Origin of the sequence: Campylobacter sp. JMF_01 NE2, assembly GCF_027737365.1 — a bacterium.
Lineage (GTDB): Bacteria > Campylobacterota > Campylobacteria > Campylobacterales > Campylobacteraceae > Campylobacter_B.
On sequence record NZ_JAOVTR010000020.1, the window covers coordinates 1 to 1,304 of the forward strand.

Below are 1,304 nucleotides of genomic sequence, written 5' to 3' on the forward strand. Positions count from 1 at the left end.
ATTAAGACATTAACTTTCATTGTTTTGTTAAATTGTTTACCCATCTTATTGAGATTTTATTTTGTCACTATGATGTTTTTTTAGTATGCGTCAAGGTCAAGCTGTTTACCTGTCTCTTGTTTTGATTACAATTAGTTTATTTTTAGAAAACTTCCAGAAAGTTTCAGTAGTTTCAGGGGAGGATAAAAATAACTCCTTGTAAACAACTGGGTGGTCTGCTATTTTCCTGACTAATCAGTTAGTGTCTATTTTTAGTAAGTTCCAGATCCTTCTCAAGGCTTCCGGACTCTGACTTAGGTATATAAAGGGCGGTGATGTTTAGATCGGGGGCTTAAAAAGTTTGGAGAGTAAAACCAGTTAAGTTGGATGTTAGTGGATATATATTAATAAGTAGTTTATAAAGGGACTCAGCAAGATACAGTGCCATTCATTAATGGATGTTATTCGGAATATTTTTATAGAGTGATAAAAGTGGACATTGTGAACTTTAAACTCCAGGATCAGTGCTGTTGTGGTAGGATTATAATTTAAAGAGTGGACATTACAAACTCCAGGATCAGTGTGACTTTGGACTTAGACAATAATTTTAATGTAAGTTGTTTTTCTTTTTTTTATTTTTCACTACCTATATTTGTTTAAATCTGTTAATAAATATTTAAAATTTTGCTTGCTTGTTGTTAGTCCTTTCTGTTCGTTACTTTTCACTTTGTAACGTAACAGAAATTGGGGGCTCGTCCGGGATTTGAACATTTACTGTTGGAAGATCTATATTTGATATATTTTGATAGAATTTGATAAAATTTGATAGATTTTAGAAATTATTGTACGTACAAATTTTGGTACTTTGTTAGACTAACAGCAAGTAAACATGTCTTTCAATCTTGACAAATTTGTTGAGCAGCCTTCCCAGGAGTCTTTTCTATTGGCTAAAAAAGCTGACTTACTAGAACTTTCTAGACACTATGACGTCACCACTGTCAAATCCTCTATGAGTAAACAGGAGATTAGGAATATTTTGATAAGATATTTTGTTGAACAGGAAATACTAGAACAAGAGTCTCTGGGTCTCATTATGGAATCACAGTCTGCTATTCAGTTAAAAGAAAAAGAGTTAGAATTAAAGTATAGGTTGGAAGAAAAGAGGTTAGAGTATGAAAGAGAAGAAAGAGAAAAAAGATTATTGTTAGAAAATGAAAGAGAGGAAAAAGAAAGAGAGGAAAGAGAAAAGAGGTTAGAGTATGAAGAAAAGGAAAGAGATAGGCAATTTCAGTTACAAATGAAAGAGTTAGAATTAAGAAGTCGGT

At 32.1% G+C, this 1,304-nt stretch carries 1 protein-coding gene; it reads left to right on the forward strand.

Translation table 11 applies throughout. From position 1 onward, the window contains the following. Positions 1–1,015 precede the first annotated feature (1,015 nt). A partial coding sequence (locus OFO01_RS08945; RefSeq protein ID WP_270875551.1) for a hypothetical protein occupies positions 1,016–1,304 on the forward strand: 289 nt, incomplete at its 3' end.